The following is a 15,835-nucleotide window of genomic DNA, read 5'->3' as shown; positions in this document are numbered from 1 at the left end:
TATTAAAGAGCCTTATTCTGATAGATACGAATAGATAATATCCATGAAACCCCATAGCACCCCACTGCTATGACAGCAAATAAAAGAAATAATTTCAAATCTGAAATCTCTTTTAAAAAGGTCAGTACGCCATTAGCATATTTATTTAATAAATATGGAGTATTTCGCATTAAATATATAACTCCAATAGATAAAAATATAAAGACTGGTACAAGTGTTTTCACTTTAAATGCAACAAAAAATGGGATGTAAAATGCTGTTATCAGCATGACTGCCAAGAAGCCTAGTATGTAACTTTCTATGGAAAGTTGAAATTCCATGCTGTCTGAAATGAAATATTTTCCAACTAAACAAAATGGGATGATTACTATTGTAAAAAGTAAAGTTCCAACGTATTTTGAACTTATAATTTCCTTCCTAGTATACGGTAATGAGTTTACTAAAATATTAGCATTATCTTTATCATCAGATTGATATGTGTTAATTACAAAAACGGCACTACAAATGATTATGACATATGCTACATCCATGCCGGCCCACAAATAGGTAACTAGAAATAAGAGATAAGCAGGCAAAAAAGTTTTTTGTAAAATCAAATCCTTTTTAATTAAATTAAGCATCTTGAATCCCCCTTTTTCATGAAATACATAATATCCTCTAAACTCGGTTTTTCAATCACCACATCCTTATCAAATAAATTTTCGATAGAATGTGCATTTTCAATCAATCCCTCGAAACCTGTATTTGCCTTACGTACAGAAATAAATTCACGCTCAGTATCAAACTTTAATAAATCTAGTGGTCCTTTGACTAAAACATAATCCTCTGCAATGGCATAAATATCTTTTGTGAAAATATGCTTCCCATTTTGAATAAATGTAATATAATCGGCAATGCGGTCTAAATCCGTTGTAATATGTGATGAGAAAAAGATAGTTTTCTCTCCATCCTGCATAATATTTTGTAGAACATCCAATAATTCTCTTCTGAATACAGGATCAAGTCCAGATGTAGGTTCATCCATAATAATTAGTTCAGCATGATGTGAAAGGGCAATTGCGAGAGAGGCTTTCATTTTCATTCCTTTGGAGAATGTTTTCATTTTTTTGTTTAATGGTAATTCGAACAGCTCTTTATAATATGTAAATTGGTTAAAATCCCATTTTTTATAAGCAGGTGCAATAATTTTAGTAATTTCCTTTAATGTGAGTTCATCATAAAACACATTATCGTCATAAACGAAGCCAATTCTTTCTTTAATTCGTTTCGCATCAGTCGAATAGTTCATGCCAAATAAGGAGACGTTTCCACTATCCGGGTTTATTAGATTCATAATCATTTTAATTGTTGTAGATTTACCTGATCCATTTCCTCCAATAAAACCCGTAACAAATCCTTTTTTTACTTCCATCGAAAAATTGTTTATTTGAAACCCTTTAAAAGATTTACTGACATTTTGAAGTTCTATTACGTTTTCCAAGAGTTTTCCTCCTCGTATAAAATTGTAAGCATTTCTTTTAGCTCATTTAAAGAAACATCCATTTGCTTAGCATTTTGAATCGCTTCACATAACTTTTCTTCAACTGTTTTTAATTTTTCTTCTTTCATAGTTTCAATGTTTTGTTCTGCTACAAAGGACCCTCTTCCGACAATTGAATTAATAAAACCGTCTTTTTCCAGTTCTTCATATGCTCTTTTCGTTGTAATAATACTTACTCGTAAATCTTTTGCTAACTGACGCATTGAAGGAAGAGCATCTCCTTGTTTTAAATCACCTAGTAAAATAAGCTTTTTTATTTGGGCACTAATTTGTTCATAAATAGGTTCCTTTGAAGTGTTCGTAATAGTGATTTGCATGCAAATACCTCTTTTTGAAAATATTGTATATATACTTTATATACAATATATACTATCGTACATTTCAAATCAACAGAAAATTTCCAAAATATAGTTACAAACACAATCTAATAATGTAATTAATACAACTTATTTATACAGGTCTTCCTTGTATTAGCCGGATTTTGAGGCGGCGGTCTTGCTACTAGCTAATACACGATAAAGACTTCGTTGTGTTTTACAGAAAAATTGGCACAACTGATAGTGTGAAAAAGAAAGAGTTTGAAATAGAAGAAAAATTTGAGGAAGTTGATATCAAGTTAGACTAGGATGAGGATGACGAAGAAGGACTGAAAAATATGTTTTCTAAGCTGCGGGAAATGTACGAGGAAGAACCAATTGAATTATAAATTCACATACGAAAAACACCTTGTTTCTTTAGTAACAAGGCGTTTTTTCTTAATACTATGTTTAAATTGTTATTTTTCCGCTAAATTTATTAATACCATCTTTCTAACAATTCCTTCTCCCTTTCGCCTGAAATACCTGCTTTTAATTCCCATTCGTCTGTGCTCTTCATCCACACATACACGTCTGCAACTGTTTCTTCTATTCTTCTAAAAGTAAGCCCTGCTTTCACAGCATTATCGATACTTATAGAAAACCCGCCTTTCCACGGCTTCGTCTCACCATCTAATGGAAAAGTTTCTGGAATCCATAAAGGCATTTCTGTCCACGGCTGCACATTATGTTCACTCATAAACGATTCGTCTACCCAAACAAATTCAGCATCACTATGCCTAACCTTTTTACACGTATTTAATAGTTCTTCCATCGTCAAATCATAATTTGGACCTGTTACATTGAATATACCTGCATTTTTGTTTTCTGCCATGTTTAGTCCCCAATTTGCGACGTCTTTTATATCAACTATCTGCACTGGACGGTCTTTTCTTCCTGGAACTAACACCTTACCTCCTTTTGCTACACGCCCAATCCAGTATGGAAGACGATCTGTATAATCAAACATTCCTGAAAGAAGTCCTGCTCTTACGTGTAAAACACGCCGAGGCCAATACTCCTCTGCTTCTTTTTCACATAATACTTTTAGCGCACCATAATGCTCATAAGGAGATATTTCACCATTTTCTACAGCCTTTATTTGCTCTTTCGTTGGTTCAGGTTGTAATATATAGTCTTCTTTTATACGATGCGGAATCCAATCTTTATATACGGAAAGGCTTGAGATGAATATATAGTGTTCCATATTATCTTTAAGTACTTCTCCAACATTTCTTATGTGATGTGGAGAAAATCCACATGTATCTATGACAACGTCCCATTTACGATTTTCTAAACTTGATACATCACCATTTCTGTCACCGATAAGCTGCTCCACTTCAGGAAAAATTTCTTTGTTTGTTCCGCGGTTAAATAATGTAACTTCATGCCCTCTGTTCAAAGCCTCTTCTACAAAAGCTCTCCCTAAAAAACGTGTACCACCTAGTATTAGAATTTTCATGGTTCTCCCCCATTCATCATTGAAAAATCCTTTCTTTTGTTAAACGAATTTCAGTCGTAAAAAGTTACGGTGGATTTGTTATTTAACTTTAATTCTAGAAACAAAAATAGAATCCATTTTGAAAAATCAATCAACATGGATTCTTAAATAAAAAACAATTTTTTTGATGTATCTTAGTTTAATTGTTAACTCTGCACAATTTCCCCATCAACTAACTCAATAATTCTATTACACTTATTCGCTACTTCCATATCATGCGTTACAATAATAATTGTTCGTCCTTCTTCATTCAGTTGTAATAGCAAATTCATAATTTCTTCTCCTGTTTTTCTATCTAAATTTCCGGTCGGTTCATCTGCCAATATTAATTCTGGTTCACCTACTAACGCTCTTGCAATTGCGACGCGCTGCTGTTGTCCACCTGATAGCTCGTCGGGTGTTTTATACATATGTTCTTTTAAACCTACTTTTTCTAAATAGAACTTCGCCTTATTTTCTCTTTCTCGTTGCTTTAGCTTTCTATATGTGAGTGGTAGCACTACATTATCCAGTACAGTATGTTCTTTTAACAATGCAAAATATTGAAAAATAAATCCGATCATTTCATTTCTTGTTTTATGAACTTTATTTGCTCTAATTTCAGTTAATGATTTTCCATTTAACGTATATTCACCCTCATTTGGCATATCAATTAACCCGATAACATTTAGTAATGTACTCTTCCCTGAGCCTGATCGCCCCATTACCGCTATAATTTCGCCCTTATATATCGTTAAATTTATACCGTTTAACGCGAACGTATTGTGATTCTTATTACTATACACCTTCTTAATATCTTTTAGTTCAATTAACCCCATTATTCCATCCCACCTATTAATGTTTTCGGTTCAAGCTTTCTAATAAACAAGAAGACAGTTACATTCGAGACAATGATAATCAATAATAAGAAAAGAAATACTAAAAACAATATAGGCATATCCAATTTAAAGTCTAATACCGTTGCTTCCTTTAAATCCTTCGACATTTGTAATAGAACCCCATACCTCCATGAAAAGTAAGCTATTGACATTCCTAAGCCAGTTATTGCTACAATAATGTTCTCTAAAACAATTTGAATAAACATACCAAATTTACTTTCGCCAAAAGCTATTTTTATACCAAATTCCCGCTTTCTCATCAAGATAGAAACAATGGTCGTTACTACAATTCCGACAATCGAGAATACAATGAATAAGATTCCTACTATAAGTTGAGGTATTTCAGAATAGCCGTTAAGAGTAACATCTTCATTTATTTCATCACCTAAACTTTTTAAATGAAACGTACCGCCGTTTCCTTTAAGCTGAATTGATTCTTCTAGTTTCTTTACATCTGCACCTTTTTGTAAATATAAAACTGTACTTTGATGTAGCCTTAAAAACATTGCTTCATATTTTTCAAATCTATCAAATGACATAGGCATTATCATTGCGTAATCCAACTTCAAATATGTGTTCGTCGTATTATTATTTACGATAAATTTATTTTCTGGCAAAAACCCTGTAATTGTATATTGATTATTAATTGTATCCCCAACTTGAAAATATTTCTTAAAGTAAGAACCCATTAAAACTTTTGTTTTTTCTTCACTATTTTTTTGAAAGTCATCATAGGAGAAACCTTCTTCAGGTTTTAAAGGTAAATGTAACATTTTATAGTAATTTTCATCTACAAAAATTGTTTTAATAGTAGGTCTTTCGTCGTGAAACGTTTTATGTTTCAAATCAGTAATCATACTGTTTTGAAATGGTCTATTACTTGACTCTATTTCAATAACTCGCTCCTCGTATGTACCATACGAAATCACATCTTTATTTTGATGAATTGTATTATAAACCGCTTGAATTTTCTCTTTATTAAATTGATTGTTTTGTAATCTATCTGTCGTCCTTTCAAAAGTAACTAAATATGTTTTATCCATATTTAATACGGAGCTGGATTTATCGTTTAGATGGTGTAAATTATAAAATACATTAATTGAACTCGTTATAGTTGCTAATCCAAATGTAATCTGTATTAGAAGAAGTACGGAAAATAGAAATCTCTTTTTTAATGCTATGAACGCACTTTTTATTCTCATCGTTTTTACTCCTTTAATGCTTTAGCAGGTTCACTTTTAAGCACATATACAAATGGTATTACAGAGAGAATGAAAGCTATAGTAAATGAAAGAAATACACACATTACAATATGAGTAGACTGTAAACTAATATTATAGCTTGTAAATTCTATAATATTTTCACTCAAAATGCTAAAAATCCATTGTATGCATATTGCACAGGCTGATGCAGTGATTGCACATAAAAATAATTGACTAAATATAAAAATAAAAAGATTTACATTACTTGCTCCCAAAGCTTTCCTTAACGACAAACTTTTTTTCTTCGTATAAATCCAATAATAACTTACTATGATACTAGTAATGAAAGCTATACATAAAAGCCTATATGGAAAACTGAGTAACTCTTCTACGGCTTCACTTGAGTTTTTTTCCTTCTCATAGTTCTCTTTTTCACTAATCACTTTAGCATTTATATCTTTATTGTTCTGTTTCATATGCTGTATGAAAGTTTCTATTTCCTTGATAGGTTTTTCGTTAGAACGAACAATCATTTGGAATGTATTATCTTTTTGTATCATCTGTTTCACTTCATCTGGCATGTCATTTAGAGAGACGTAAATTTTAATATTATACTCATATCCAGTATTTTCTCCAGCTACGCCTTTAACTGTATATTCCTTATTAAATAATTTTATTGTTTCCATATCCTTATAAATTTTCTTCCCCACTATTACACTATTTTTTTCATCTTTTCCTATCTGAGAACCTTTTAGCAAAGGTGGAGACCAATTTTTATTAAGGAGACCATTCATTATTACGTGGCCGATATCCGGAATAGTAATACGAATATCATTTGTAATAACACTAGCGTTTTTAAAATCAGATTCTACTAACGTCTGAAATTGTTCGAAATTAATTTCCCCCATATTAGTAAGTTGAACAGAATAGTAATAATTAAAATAACCATTTTTACTATCATAAAATTTCTCATCATAATAATCTCGCGTCGACATTGCGATCAGGATTGGCCATATTGTCAATACAAATCCAATAAATAACATAATGAATATTGTTTTGTTCACCACTATTTCTTTTAATACTAGATTCATATATCCTCCTCATTTTAAAAACCGTGAAAAAGGTATTTATCCTTTTTCACGGTTTTTGTTGATTTTTATTTAATTACCATTTCCTTAGAAGTGTACGCACTATCCCCTACCATTATCCATTCATGACCCGAATAACCTCTGGTCACCGGTCCTTTGGATGCAACGCTAACGTTTATACGATCTGAAGTTTTAGCATCATACAATGCTAACTCTTTAGAAGTCCCACCATCAAAGCTAGCTCTTACAGTCATCTTGTAAAAATGAGGTTCGTTCTTTTTCGCAGTATAGGCAGTTGCCTTAGCTTTTGCTCCGCTTCCTGTCCACGTTGCATTATTATCCCAACTAATCGAAGCAAATGAAACGGAAGAAACCATACCTAATAAAGAAGCAGTTAATCCTATAACAGCTAAAGTTTTTTGAAGTAGGCTTTTCATATATTCTTAATCTCCCTTTTTAAAATATTCACTTAAATATTTAAGTATTTTTAGGCCTTGTCCTCATTATACATAAAAAAAATAACCATATATCAATAAAGTCTAATATTTACATTTATTCACGCAATTCTTACATTCCCCTGAACTTTCCGTCATAAAACAAAAAGATGGTATGAAGCTCCAATTCACACCATCTTTTTACTAAAATTATTTATTTAACCGTATACAAGGAAGAATATATTTCACAATCAATTCCCATCTATCCCGTGCATTCGGCATAGCTTCAGAAGCAATTACTACAACCAATTCCTTCTCTGGAATACAACAAATCATATTCCCACCGTCACCCATAGCACAGTATGAAAAGATTCCATCCTCTTCTCGTAACCACCATAAGTAACCATATTGATTTGTGTTCATTTCTGTTGATTCTTTTATCCATGATTTTGATAGAATTTGTTTTCCATTATGAATACCTTCATTCAAATACATCTGTCCAAACTTAGCCATATCTTTAACTGTTAACGTTAGTCCCCAGCCGCCTGTCGAAATACCATTTGGATCATGAACCCATCCTTTTACATCTTTTCCGAATAAGTCATCAAATCCAAACGCTTTCATATTGTAGTTTGGAATTTCTCTCATACCGAGTGGCTGAAATAGCTGTTCATTCGCGAATTCACGCGCACTTTTTCCTGTTACGCTCGTAATAATTGCTGATAGTACATGCGCTCCTGCAGATGAATATTTAAAAGCCCCAATGTTTCCGCCTTTTCCTATCCTATCTAACGTATACTGTATCCAATCTTGTTGCGTACATAATTCTTCTAACGGTTCCTGCCAGTCTACAAAAGGATATGGAGCTGTCATAGTAAGGAGATGCCGCACTGTTATTTCAGATGAATTACAATTATATTCTGGGAAAAATTCTATTACTCTTTGATCAACGCTTTTTATATAGCCTTTATCTATACATATCCCAATTAGCGCAGAGATTATCGTTTTTGTAACTGACGCTACATGAAATGTATCATTTGGTCCGTAATCGTTATAATATTTTTCAAAAATAATATTACCTTTCTGCACTACTAACATACCATTCATATTTTTATATTCTTCTTTTATAATCTGATCTAACTTTTCAGCAGTTTTCATTATTCCTTCCCCTTTAACCTATAATTAAAAAGGTTCGATAGATACATATATATCAACTATATGTTTATGCTTTGGATGCTGCTTTGGATCATTTCTATATACTTCAAAAGGATATGAGTCTCTCGGTTTATATCCGCTATTTGGCAGCCACTCACCATATATAAAGTCCCATGCTCTTTTATATTCATCTTGGAATATTTCAAAATGTCCTACTGCATACTTGCCTGAAGGTATTACCATTATTCCAATGTCGTTCGTTTCTATTGCAGATTCACCTGGAATTGTTATACATAAACTTGTTCTTAAATGATTGTCCTCCGTAAATTCATGATGATCGTGGTAAATGGTTAATACTTTCGTATCCTTAAATACATGATAGTTTTGCTTGGCTGCGTAATGAAATAGTTTCTCTATCATTTTCGGAAAAGCTATAGTTAACTCTTCATATGTACCGATATGCCTTATGTATGCGACGTTTATATTGTCTGCTGCTACAATTTCAACATTCCCTCGAACCTTCTTACATTCATTGTATTGAGAAGTTCTTCTTACGTCTTTGCAATTCTTGCTATTGTCGTTTCGATATTGAGACGGACTTACTCCGTAATAATTTTTAAATGTACGGGAGAAAACTGCCGAATCTGTGAAACCAAAATGGTAAGCGATATCAGTAATCGTCATATCCGAACGGTATGTAAGAAGGTTTGTTGCCCTTTCCAGTTTCAAGCGGTTTACATACCGAGATAATGGTTCATCTACTATCCCTTTAAAAATTCTATGAAAATGATACTTTGAAAATCCTGCTATATCCGCTAGCTCTTCAATGGATAGTGAATCATTTATGTGTAATTCTATATAATTTTGTACTTTGTATATGCGCTGTAAATACTCATTTCTACTTTGTTTATTCTCCATACTTCTATCTCCTCACAACAAAAAGGCTAACTTTGTGCTAGCCTACTTTTACACATTTTTCAAAAATAAAACTCTACTACCACCATTCCCGTCATAATTTGTATGTACTGATACACCCTCTATCTCATCATCCCCAGCCTCTATTCGAAAGCCAATCTCCCTATGAAACTGTATCGATTTTTTATTAACTGGTGATGTGATTGCTTTCACAACTTTACGGTTATTTGCACGAGCGACATCAAAGAAATAAGAATACAATGTCGATGCGATTCCTCTTCTTCTATACTTCGGATTTACCCCGATAAAATGAACGTACGCTTCCTCTTTATGCGTTTGCGAAAGGAATCCGCATAAGAAACCTAACGTTTCGCCATCTTCTTCAATGATAAAACTCGTTTCTTGAAAGTGAACGAAAAACAATTTTGGCAACATGTCAGCCATGTCTCTCCCGCCCCACCAATCATTTAAAACAGAATGAATCTTTACATAATCTTCCCCTTGGATGTTTCTTACTCGCATATGTTTCTCCCTCTCACTCACTTCATTTTTTCATAAATTTTAATGACTGTTTCTACTAAAAGGATAAATACCCATATCCCGCAAAATACAAGAACTGACTGAAATATAGAACCTAACATAACAATACTTATTAAACCTAATTCTGATCCTGAAATGGATATTTCATCAAACCCAAGATTATGTATAAATGGACCAGTTGAAAAAGCCATTAAAATAGATCCTATTAAATAAATCACACTCATTATTTTTAATATTTTTATAGAAAGATATGAAGTTTGTTTTTCTTCCACTTGTGATAATTCGATTTCTCCACTCGCAATTCCTTTTTGCAAACAGTCCTCACATAGAAATTCTTCCTTAATTTTTTTACCACCATGCAATGTACCTGTTATTTCTTTACATCTTTCACATTTTCGATTTATCATGTTGTTACCACTCCAATCTCGTAAGATTATACTTATACAATTCTATTTTTACCTTATTATCCCTTTTATGTATTTTATAGAAAGGTGACGTGTTTTATGATATCTAAACTTACTTTTGGCTATAAAAAGCCTACTGAGCAATATGTATTACGACCTAGTTGTTATGCAATTATTTTTAACTCCACTTCTTCAAAGATTGCTATTATCCAAAAAGGAGAAAGCTACTTTTTACCCGGCGGTGGTATGGAAGGTACTGAAACAAAAGATGAATGCTTACATCGTGAACTACTAGAGGAATTAGGATGGAAAATTGAAATTGATCAGTATATCGGTAATGCAATGCGATATTTTTTTGCCAAAAAAGAAGATACTTATTATTTAAATGATGGGTTCTTTTATATCGCGAACATGGTGCAGAAACAAACTGAAAACTGTGAGGAAGATCATGTTTTAAGGTGGATGTCTCCATTGCATGCTGTGGAACTTCTCATTCACGATCATCAAAAATGGGCGATTGAACAAGCGCTTTTATTACGAAATGAAAAAGGATCTCCTTCTATATGAAAGAGATCCTTTTTACTGTTAACTTACTTTTTTCAAATTGAGAGCTGGCTTTTTGATTCCGCCTTTTTTTACAACATATAAACCGATAAAGATTATAAGCCCGCCAACGAGTTGCATCATATTGATTTGCTCCCCAATCGTTACTGCCGCAAAGATAACTGCGAATAATGGCACGAGATACATATAAACCATTACTTTCGTTGAGCCTATTTGACTAATACCGACATACCACATTGCAAGTCCGAAGATAGTCGCAAAGATGATGGAATATGCTAGAGACCCCCAGCTTAGCATGTCTACTGGCCACGTTAATGTGTTTACGTTGAATAAACAATATATAACGAGAGGTACAATTCCAATTAAAGTAGACCAAGATGTAACTCTCATTGCGGAGTATTTTGTAATAAGAGGTTGTGCTAATATTGGATACCATCCCCACGCAATTGCTGCGACTAATCCGATTATATTTCCGAGCCACGCATACTCGTAAGTAGCTCCTCCTGTATGTCCGGTTAATAAAACGAATGCTGCACCAATAAAGGCTACTATTGAACCTATTTGTACTTTCATCGAGAAACGTTCTTGTTTGTGTAATACTGCTAATATCCCTGTAAATATAGGTGACATCGCAATTAATAATGAGGCGTTCGTTGCTGAAGTATATTTCACAGATAGCATAAACATCGTTTGATACATTGTCGTACCAACGATACCGACTGCTACTAATCGTAGCCAATCTTTTCTTTCAATACGTAATGAGCGTTCCATTAAAAATGTAATAAGTAATAATACCGGTGATGCTACTAAAAATCGTAAACTATTAAATTGAATGGATGACATAAATGCCACGCCATACTTTCCAATTGTATAATTTGCTCCCCATACTAACGCTACTGATACTAGGAGCCATTCCATTTGCCATCTTTTCATCCGAATCTCCCCTTCCATATTTAGCATAGTAAAATTGGCTGGATATAACACCGTCCAATTGGCTGTTTTTTTACCCAGCCAATTTGTTATACTGGATGTATATAAGAGATACGGAGGCGTTTTTTATGGAATGGAAGCTAGATAGTGACAGTAAAATCCCTATTTATCAGCAAGTTGTTGACTTTATCGAGAAACGTATTACATACGGGGAACTTCCTCCAGGTAGCTTCCTACCTTCCGAACGGAAATTAGCTACGCAGTTAAATGTAAACCGTAGTACGGTAACGACTGCTTATAATGAATTACGTGCTATGGGAATTGTAGAAAGTACGACTGGTAAAGGAACACGCGTGAGTACACATATGTGGGGCGTTTCTCCGACATTAACGCCGAACTGGAGGAATTTCGTAGAAGGTGGTACATTTTTACCAAACTTACCGTTACTTCGTCATATTCGAGCGGAAGTACAACAAAATGAAAATATTATTGATTTTGCAAACGGAGAACTCGGTTGTAATCTCTATCCTCACGATCAACTACAAACGATTTTACGAGAACAACCGTTAACGCACTCATTAAGTTACGATCATCCGCAAGGGTACCTCCCGCTAAGACAAGCGGTAGTAAAATATATGAAGGAATATTTAAAAGTTGAAGCGACTGAACAATCCATTATGATTACATCTGGCGCACAGCAAGCACTTCACCTTATCGTACAATGTTTATTAAATCCAGGTGATGCTGTCGCTTTCGAAAGTCCATCACACTGTTATTCCTTACCGTTATTCCAATCAGCAGGTATTCGTATTTTCCCATTACCTGTCGATGAACACGGTATTAATCCGGATGATGTGCAAGAGCTATATAGAAAGCATCGTATTAAAATGATTTTTTTAAATCCAAACTTCCAAAATCCTACGGGCACAATGCTGCATCCAAACCGTAGAAAAAAACTATTATCACTTTGTGCAGACTTACGAATTGCGATTGTTGAAGATGATCCGTCTAGTTTACTTACGTTAGAAAAGAAACAACCTTGCCCTACTTTGAAATCGATTGATGAAAATGGAACTGTCATTTACGTGCATTCTTTATCAAAGATGATTGCACCAGGATTACGAGTTGGTTGGCTTGTCGCTCCGCAGTCTGTAGTAGAAAGGTTATCCGATGCAAGACACCAAATGGAATTAGGGATGAGCATTTTCCCGCAGTGGCTTATGCAGCAGTTTTTTGAAACTGTACCATTTCAGTCTCATATCGTACCGTTACGAAAACAACTAGCAGAAAAAAGAGACGTTATCGTTCGCGCTCTAAACGAGCAACTTCACGATAAAATCTCTTTTTCAAACCCGACCGGTGGTATATACATATGGGGGAAATTAAAAGAACCGATAAACGAAAAACAACTCATTATGCAAAGTTTAAAACAAGAAATCGCCTTTATGCCCGGTAGTATTTTCGGTGCGAAAGATGGTTATATTCGTTTATCTTATGGAAAAGTGAATATTAATCAAATTGAGGAAGGGATTTCTCGCTTGCGTGAGGCTATTTTGGTTTGTGAAAAGTAACTTATGATAAAAGGATCTCGTTTGACAAAACCTAAATCTACCATTATCATCAACACGAACCTAGTTATAGGAGTGATACCAATGAAAATCTATGTTGATGCAGATGCTTGCCCTGTAAAAGATGTAATTATTTTTGAAGCTACGAAGGCAGAAATTCCTGTTACCCTCGTTACAAGCTTTTCTCATTATTCTAATGCTGAGCAGCCAAAAGGCGTGGAAACAATTTATGTTGATTCTGGAGCTGATGCTGCGGATTACCGAATTATGCAGTTAGCCCAAAAAGAAGATTTAATCGTAACACAAGATTACGGTCTTGCTTCGCTTGCTTTAGCAAAAGGCTGTATCGTGCTACACCATAAAGGATATAAGTACACAAATGAAAACATTGAACAACTATTACAAACACGATATTTAAGTGCAATGGTTCGAAAAAGCGGTAAGCGTACAAAAGGACCGAAACCATTTACAGCAGAAGATAAAGAGAAATTTAGAGCACTCTTTAAAAGTATGATCGCACTGTAGAAATGAACCGTCTATTTGTAGAGAAAGAAAAGAAGAGAATATCCAAATGAACATTCTCTTCTTCAGGTTTACCCGTTTAAAATGAAGGTAAATTATCTAAGTTATTTTCTTTTATTCCATCCGGTTCGCTACGTATAATATCTCTACCATACTTATGAAATACATCCACATGAGCTAATTTCCCTGATTTGGCTTCATTAAGAGCAGTCATATAATCTAACTCTCTTCCGCTACTTGTTTTAAACGCTATTAAATCCCCATCACCATTTTTACGAACGGCAACAATTTGTTCTGCTCCTGTATTAACTTCATGGCCTACTTCAAATTGAGCTTGTTCTTCTCCTTGATGTAAATAATCATTATACACTTTTTCAAAGTCTTTCTTGTCCATAAAACTCACCTCCAACACATTTTATTAGTATGGTTGAGGAGCGTTGGTTTTATGTGCTTTTCTCTTAGCAAAATGTATTTTTAGTACCTACGCAAACCCTTCAAAGTTTCCAATATATCATCTGTAAAGGCTGTGCTACCCTCTGTCTCTAAAACTCTGAAATATAAACTTCTTAAGAAAGCTCTAATATTTTGTACTAAAATGGCATGCTGCGGATGGCGGATGTCTTCAACAGTTGCTATACTATGTAGCCAGTTGCTCCACTCTTCTTCCGTTAAAAGATTTTGGTTACGCAAAGACATAATTGGCTTTACTAATCTCTCATCCTCAAAGTGTACATATACGTAATCACTCAATCGAACCTTCTGACGAACAGCAGCTAATATTGCATATGAAAACTCACGATTTTGTATTGTACGAGCTAACGCATCGAGCGCATCCGCTGCATGTGCAGTAGAGTGTGCCCATCCTTTTCCTTCTACATAACCTCTTACATCTTCTTCTAAATATACATATTCCAGCACTTGTTCTGCCACACTGTACAGTTGTTCTTCTGATAACAACGGTTCTCTTTCATGAACAGATAAAATAAGTGGTGGAATTAAAACAGAGAACGCACGTTTAAAAACAGAGTCTGTTCCCTTTTCACCAATTTTATAAAATAAATAATCAGGACTAATTGCTTGTAGCATTAATCCTCGTAATTCTTTTTGTCTAAACACATCATTTGTAATCCATGTGTGAAGCGTACTATAAATTAAATCATCACGTAATTCAGCATCAGGTGATCCGATATAATCTAGCATCCACTGTGCATATGGATATGCATCTACGTCTTCTGGTACAGCATAATTGTTATTTTTAATTTGTAGTAGTTCTTCTTTTAGTTCTAGTACTTCATTCATTATATTTTTTCTCCCCTTTTTGCGTTTCTTATTGCCTTATCCCCCGTTTTTCACTTTCTAAAGCTAATATAATTATACGAGAATTATAACTATTAATAAAAGGCTATACATATACTTTTGATTGTGTATTACATTCGCTCTTGAAATATAAGTTCTGGATTTGCTAAATCACTATTCCGAAATACAACATCTGCACAATCTTTCGGATTATGCTCATCTATATACATCTTACAGGCCGCATGATACCTGCTCAAAAACATCTTCTCTGCTTCTTCATAACTTCCAAAAGCTTCAGTTTCCCGCTTAGCACCACGTTTTCTCGCAATCTCAAAATCTGTATCTACAAAAATTTTGTAATCAAATAAATGCGCAACGTCTTTTTTTAATAGAAATGTTCCATCTACTATGAGTACCATATTGGTTTGAGCCATTAACGGCTCATTATGTACAGGAATATCCGTTTTTAAATTATGAGAGATCGTTTCATACTGTAAATTCCCATTAGGTCCTAAAGGTTTTAATAGTCTTTCTTTGAAAGCTGTATAATCGTGTGCGTCTTCATAATACCCTCTTGCAGATTTTTTACCTTGTGTATAACGAATCACTTTTGGGTTATGAAAATCGTCAATGCTAGCGCGCGTTACTGGTAACCCTCGTTTTTTTATTTCTTCCGCTACTTCGTTTGCAAATGTTGTTTTTCCTGATGCTGTAATACCGCTTACTCCAACTCTTGTTGGATGCGTTAAACTTAACATTAAAATATGATTAGCAATTTCTTTTATACTTTGTTTTCGGCTCATGATATTTCTCCCTTCATTTAGTTTACATAACAAAATTATAATTAACTTTTATGTCACTATTTGTCGGTAAGTCGATATCCTTTGTCGAATCGTTGATATATTGAAAAAATCGTTGATATATTTTAAGTTATGATAGATA

At 33.8% G+C, this 15,835-nt stretch carries 19 protein-coding genes; 3 read left to right on the top strand and 16 right to left on the bottom strand.

What is annotated here, in order from left to right:
- Nucleotides 1-2: 2 nt before the first annotated feature.
- The 12 genes from AC0L0O_RS09270 to AC0L0O_RS09215 all read right to left on the bottom strand — a co-directional run bounded on the left by AC0L0O_RS09270 (nt 3) and on the right by AC0L0O_RS09215 (nt 10,016).
- Nucleotides 3-620: an ABC-2 transporter permease gene (locus AC0L0O_RS09270; RefSeq protein ID WP_473785738.1), complete on the bottom strand. Its 618-nt coding sequence runs from the start codon at nt 618-620 to the stop codon at nt 3-5.
- Nucleotides 608-1,480 (bottom strand): ABC transporter ATP-binding protein, encoded by an 873-nt coding sequence (locus AC0L0O_RS09265; protein ID WP_000432461.1) that lies wholly within the window; start codon nt 1,478-1,480, stop codon nt 608-610. The genes AC0L0O_RS09270 and AC0L0O_RS09265 overlap by 13 nt, the downstream gene beginning before the upstream one ends.
- Nucleotides 1,468-1,857, bottom strand: coding sequence for a GntR family transcriptional regulator (locus AC0L0O_RS09260; RefSeq protein WP_001167463.1), 390 nt, complete (start codon nt 1,855-1,857; stop codon nt 1,468-1,470). Before AC0L0O_RS09260 ends, AC0L0O_RS09265 begins: the two co-directional genes overlap by 13 nt.
- Nucleotides 1,858-2,335: 478 nt before the next feature.
- Complete coding sequence (locus AC0L0O_RS09255) at nt 2,336-3,358, bottom strand: SDR family oxidoreductase (protein ID WP_001982398.1); 1,023 nt, start codon at nt 3,356-3,358, stop codon at nt 2,336-2,338.
- A gap of 185 nt (nt 3,359-3,543) precedes the next feature.
- Nucleotides 3,544-4,215, bottom strand: coding sequence for an ABC transporter ATP-binding protein (locus AC0L0O_RS09250; protein ID WP_000522868.1), 672 nt, complete (start codon nt 4,213-4,215; stop codon nt 3,544-3,546).
- The gene (locus AC0L0O_RS09245; RefSeq protein ID WP_428889141.1) at nt 4,215-5,477 is read right to left on the bottom strand and encodes an ABC transporter permease; all 1,263 of its coding nucleotides are present in this window, start codon (nt 5,475-5,477) and stop codon (nt 4,215-4,217) included. Before AC0L0O_RS09245 ends, AC0L0O_RS09250 begins: the two co-directional genes overlap by 1 nt.
- Before the next feature lie 5 nt (nt 5,478-5,482).
- On the bottom strand, nt 5,483-6,568 hold the full coding sequence (locus tag AC0L0O_RS09240) for an FtsX-like permease family protein (protein ID WP_001982523.1): 1,086 nt from the start codon (nt 6,566-6,568) through the stop codon (nt 5,483-5,485).
- A 65-nt stretch (nt 6,569-6,633) separates the two neighbouring features.
- Nucleotides 6,634-7,002, bottom strand: a complete 369-nt coding sequence (locus AC0L0O_RS09235) for a hypothetical protein (protein WP_001982283.1) — start codon at nt 7,000-7,002, stop codon at nt 6,634-6,636.
- 207 nt (nt 7,003-7,209) lie between these two features.
- Nucleotides 7,210-8,157, bottom strand: coding sequence for a serine hydrolase domain-containing protein (locus AC0L0O_RS09230; RefSeq protein WP_000844666.1), 948 nt, complete (start codon nt 8,155-8,157; stop codon nt 7,210-7,212).
- Nucleotides 8,158-8,181: 24 nt separating this feature from the next.
- Nucleotides 8,182-9,072 carry an AraC family transcriptional regulator gene (locus AC0L0O_RS09225; protein WP_001982403.1) on the bottom strand — a complete coding sequence of 297 codons (891 nt, stop codon included), beginning with the start codon at nt 9,070-9,072 and terminating at the stop codon, nt 8,182-8,184.
- 48 nt (nt 9,073-9,120) lie between these two features.
- Nucleotides 9,121-9,591 (bottom strand): GNAT family N-acetyltransferase, encoded by a 471-nt coding sequence (locus AC0L0O_RS09220; protein WP_001982468.1) that lies wholly within the window; start codon nt 9,589-9,591, stop codon nt 9,121-9,123.
- Between the two features lie 17 nt (nt 9,592-9,608).
- On the bottom strand, nt 9,609-10,016 hold the full coding sequence (locus tag AC0L0O_RS09215; RefSeq protein WP_000610470.1) for a DUF3980 domain-containing protein: 408 nt from the start codon (nt 10,014-10,016) through the stop codon (nt 9,609-9,611).
- Between the two features lie 96 nt (nt 10,017-10,112).
- On the opposite strand from AC0L0O_RS09215, the gene AC0L0O_RS09210 reads away from it, so the two are divergent.
- Nucleotides 10,113-10,580 (top strand): NUDIX hydrolase, encoded by a 468-nt coding sequence (locus AC0L0O_RS09210; protein WP_000624022.1) that lies wholly within the window; start codon nt 10,113-10,115, stop codon nt 10,578-10,580.
- An 18-nt stretch (nt 10,581-10,598) separates the two neighbouring features.
- On the opposite strand, the gene AC0L0O_RS09205 is transcribed toward AC0L0O_RS09210, so the two are convergent.
- Nucleotides 10,599-11,510: a DMT family transporter gene (locus tag AC0L0O_RS09205; RefSeq protein ID WP_000832944.1), complete on the bottom strand. Its 912-nt coding sequence runs from the start codon at nt 11,508-11,510 to the stop codon at nt 10,599-10,601.
- A gap of 125 nt (nt 11,511-11,635) precedes the next feature.
- Here AC0L0O_RS09205 and pdxR point away from each other — a divergent pair, with 125 nt between their 5' ends.
- Nucleotides 11,636-13,078 carry a MocR-like pyridoxine biosynthesis transcription factor PdxR gene (pdxR, locus tag AC0L0O_RS09200; RefSeq protein WP_000454936.1) on the top strand — a complete coding sequence of 481 codons (1,443 nt, stop codon included), beginning with the start codon at nt 11,636-11,638 and terminating at the stop codon, nt 13,076-13,078.
- Nucleotides 13,079-13,159: 81 nt separating this feature from the next.
- Entirely contained in the window at nt 13,160-13,600 is a 441-nt protein-coding gene (locus tag AC0L0O_RS09195; RefSeq protein ID WP_000708756.1) for a YaiI/YqxD family protein, read from the top strand.
- A gap of 76 nt (nt 13,601-13,676) precedes the next feature.
- Here AC0L0O_RS09195 and AC0L0O_RS09190 read toward each other — a convergent pair whose 3' ends face one another.
- The 3 genes from AC0L0O_RS09190 to AC0L0O_RS09180 all read right to left on the bottom strand — a co-directional run bounded on the left by AC0L0O_RS09190 (nt 13,677) and on the right by AC0L0O_RS09180 (nt 15,696).
- Complete coding sequence (locus AC0L0O_RS09190) at nt 13,677-13,991, bottom strand: DUF3892 domain-containing protein (RefSeq protein ID WP_000358179.1); 315 nt, start codon at nt 13,989-13,991, stop codon at nt 13,677-13,679.
- A gap of 80 nt (nt 13,992-14,071) precedes the next feature.
- Complete coding sequence (locus AC0L0O_RS09185) at nt 14,072-14,896, bottom strand: DUF2785 domain-containing protein (protein WP_001006687.1); 825 nt, start codon at nt 14,894-14,896, stop codon at nt 14,072-14,074.
- A gap of 128 nt (nt 14,897-15,024) precedes the next feature.
- Nucleotides 15,025-15,696: a nucleoside/nucleotide kinase family protein gene (locus AC0L0O_RS09180; protein WP_001982196.1), complete on the bottom strand. Its 672-nt coding sequence runs from the start codon at nt 15,694-15,696 to the stop codon at nt 15,025-15,027.
- Nucleotides 15,697-15,835 lie beyond the last annotated feature (139 nt).

Source organism: Bacillus sp. GS3m_15504 (assembly GCF_055825275.1).
Note: the sequence above shows the minus strand (reverse complement) of the source record. Positions and strands in the feature narration are given on the sequence as shown.

Coding starts and splice junctions, on each gene's coding strand:
- AC0L0O_RS09220 (WP_001982468.1), bottom strand. CDS start 9,591: ATGCGAGTAAGAAACATCCAAGGGGAAGATTATGTAAAGATTCATTCT.
- AC0L0O_RS09205 (WP_000832944.1), bottom strand. CDS start 11,510: ATGAAAAGATGGCAAATGGAATGGCTCCTAGTATCAGTAGCGTTAGTA.
- AC0L0O_RS09260 (WP_001167463.1), bottom strand. CDS start 1,857: ATGCAAATCACTATTACGAACACTTCAAAGGAACCTATTTATGAACAA.
- AC0L0O_RS09230 (WP_000844666.1), bottom strand. CDS start 8,157: ATGAAAACTGCTGAAAAGTTAGATCAGATTATAAAAGAAGAATATAAA.
- AC0L0O_RS09190 (WP_000358179.1), bottom strand. CDS start 13,991: ATGGACAAGAAAGACTTTGAAAAAGTGTATAATGATTATTTACATCAA.
- AC0L0O_RS09195 (WP_000708756.1), top strand. CDS start 13,160: ATGAAAATCTATGTTGATGCAGATGCTTGCCCTGTAAAAGATGTAATT.
- AC0L0O_RS09210 (WP_000624022.1), top strand. CDS start 10,113: ATGATATCTAAACTTACTTTTGGCTATAAAAAGCCTACTGAGCAATAT.
- AC0L0O_RS09270 (WP_473785738.1), bottom strand. CDS start 620: ATGCTTAATTTAATTAAAAAGGATTTGATTTTACAAAAAACTTTTTTG.
- AC0L0O_RS09225 (WP_001982403.1), bottom strand. CDS start 9,072: ATGGAGAATAAACAAAGTAGAAATGAGTATTTACAGCGCATATACAAA.
- AC0L0O_RS09180 (WP_001982196.1), bottom strand. CDS start 15,696: ATGAGCCGAAAACAAAGTATAAAAGAAATTGCTAATCATATTTTAATG.
- AC0L0O_RS09185 (WP_001006687.1), bottom strand. CDS start 14,896: ATGAATGAAGTACTAGAACTAAAAGAAGAACTACTACAAATTAAAAAT.
- AC0L0O_RS09245 (WP_428889141.1), bottom strand. CDS start 5,477: ATGAGAATAAAAAGTGCGTTCATAGCATTAAAAAAGAGATTTCTATTT.
- AC0L0O_RS09235 (WP_001982283.1), bottom strand. CDS start 7,002: ATGAAAAGCCTACTTCAAAAAACTTTAGCTGTTATAGGATTAACTGCT.
- AC0L0O_RS09215 (WP_000610470.1), bottom strand. CDS start 10,016: ATGATAAATCGAAAATGTGAAAGATGTAAAGAAATAACAGGTACATTG.
- AC0L0O_RS09250 (WP_000522868.1), bottom strand. CDS start 4,215: ATGGGGTTAATTGAACTAAAAGATATTAAGAAGGTGTATAGTAATAAG.
- pdxR (WP_000454936.1), top strand. CDS start 11,636: ATGGAATGGAAGCTAGATAGTGACAGTAAAATCCCTATTTATCAGCAA.
- AC0L0O_RS09255 (WP_001982398.1), bottom strand. CDS start 3,358: ATGAAAATTCTAATACTAGGTGGTACACGTTTTTTAGGGAGAGCTTTT.
- AC0L0O_RS09240 (WP_001982523.1), bottom strand. CDS start 6,568: ATGAATCTAGTATTAAAAGAAATAGTGGTGAACAAAACAATATTCATT.